Origin of the sequence: Vibrio sp. 2304 (genome assembly GCF_033339475.1) — a bacterium.
GTDB lineage: Bacteria > Pseudomonadota > Gammaproteobacteria > Enterobacterales > Vibrionaceae > Vibrio > Vibrio alginolyticus.
Genome location: NZ_JAWOUQ010000038.1, coordinates 1 through 1547, shown reverse-complemented (window position 1 = coordinate 1547; position 1547 = coordinate 1). Strand labels below are relative to the sequence as shown.

General features: G+C 59.7%; 2 protein-coding genes. Both read left to right on the top strand.

Features of this window, described 5'->3' with window-relative positions:
- On the top strand, window positions 1-714 hold a 714-nt coding region (locus tag R7P64_RS24085), incomplete at its 5' end, for a DNA-primase RepB domain-containing protein (protein WP_318124111.1).
- A 145-nt stretch (window positions 715-859) separates the two neighbouring features.
- Window positions 860-1423 carry an AacA4 family aminoglycoside N(6')-acetyltransferase gene (locus R7P64_RS24080; protein WP_112928758.1) on the top strand — a complete coding sequence of 188 codons (564 nt, stop codon included), beginning with the start codon at window positions 860-862 and terminating at the stop codon, window positions 1421-1423.
- Window positions 1424-1547 lie beyond the last annotated feature (124 nt).

Here is a 1547-nt window from a genome sequence, read left to right as displayed (position 1 = left end):
TTCGACTTGGATGACATGAAAGCCGAGGGCCGGGAGCCGGCGCTGATCGTGGAGACCAGCCCCAAGAACTATCAGGCATGGGTAAAAGTGGCTCAGGACGCCCCAGCAGGTCACAGGGGCGTAATCGCCCGGAAGCTGGCCCGCGAGTACGACGCCGACCCGGCCAGCGCCGACAGCCGCCACTATGGTCGCTTGGCGGGCTTCACCAACCGCAAGGACAAGCACACCACCCGCACCGGTTATCAGCCGTGGGTGCTGCTGCGTGAATCCAAGGGCAAGACCGCCACCGCAGGGCCGGAGCTGATGCAGCAGGCCGGGCAGGTGCTGGACAGCATTAAGCGCCAACAGGAACGGACGGCACGACTGGCCGAGATCACCGCCCCGCGGAGTGTGCGCCGGTATCGCCGCAGCGCCGTGGACGACTACCGCAGCGAAATGGCCGGGTTGGTCAAACGCTTCGGTGACGACCTCAGCAAGTGCGACTTCATTGCGGCTATGAAGCTGGCCAGCAAGGGCCGGGAGCCGGACGAGATCGCCAAGGCCATGGCCGAGGCCAGCCCCGCGATCATGGAGCGCAAGGCAGGCCATGAGGCCGATTACATCAAGCGCACGGTACAGAAAGTGATGGAGCTGCCGCAGGTGCAGGAGGCCCGCGCCGAGCTGGCGAAGCAGACCCAGAAGCAGCGCAGTCGGGGGCCAGATTTAAGTATGTAATGCTTGCGTTAGCGCTAACTGGTGGTATACTGTTAGCTCTAATGGAGGGTTTGAGATGAAAGACCAACACGACAAGCGTACCGGCAACCTGCTGGCCACCCCTAACGCTATACGACAGGCCCGCTTTGCCGAACAGCAGCGAGCCATGGGCCGCAAGGCCGCGAGCACCCCCCCCATAACTCTTCGCCTCATGACCGAGCGCGACCTGCCGATGCTCCATGATTGGCTCAACCGGCCGCACATCGTTGAGTGGTGGGGTGGTGACGAAGAGCGACCGACTCTTGATGAAGTGCTGGAACACTACCTGCCCAGAGCGATGGCGGAAGAGTCCGTAACACCGTACATCGCAATGCTGGGCGAGGAACCGATCGGCTATGCTCAGTCGTACGTCGCGCTCGGAAGCGGTGATGGCTGGTGGGAAGATGAAACTGATCCAGGAGTGCGAGGAATAGACCAGTCTCTGGCTGACCCGACACAGTTGAACAAAGGCCTAGGAACAAGGCTTGTCCGCGCTCTCGTTGAACTACTGTTCTCGGACCCCACCGTGACGAAGATTCAGACCGACCCGACTCCGAACAACCATCGAGCCATACGCTGCTATGAGAAGGCAGGATTCGTGCGGGAGAAGATCATCACCACGCCTGACGGGCCGGCGGTTTACATGGTTCAAACACGACAAGCCTTCGAGAGAAAGCGCGGTGTTGCCTAACAACTCATTCAAGCCGACGCCGCTTCGCGGCGCGGCTTAATTCAGGTGTTAGCGGTAATTTAACCAGATAGGAGTACAGACATATGAAAATCGTAAAAAGGATATTATTAGTATTGTTAAGTTT

What these genes read in the sequence shown, in the direction of transcription:
- R7P64_RS24080 (WP_112928758.1), top strand. Translation starts at nt 860, where the DNA reads ATGGGCCGCAAGGCCGCGAGCACCCCCCCCATAACTCTTCGCCTCATG.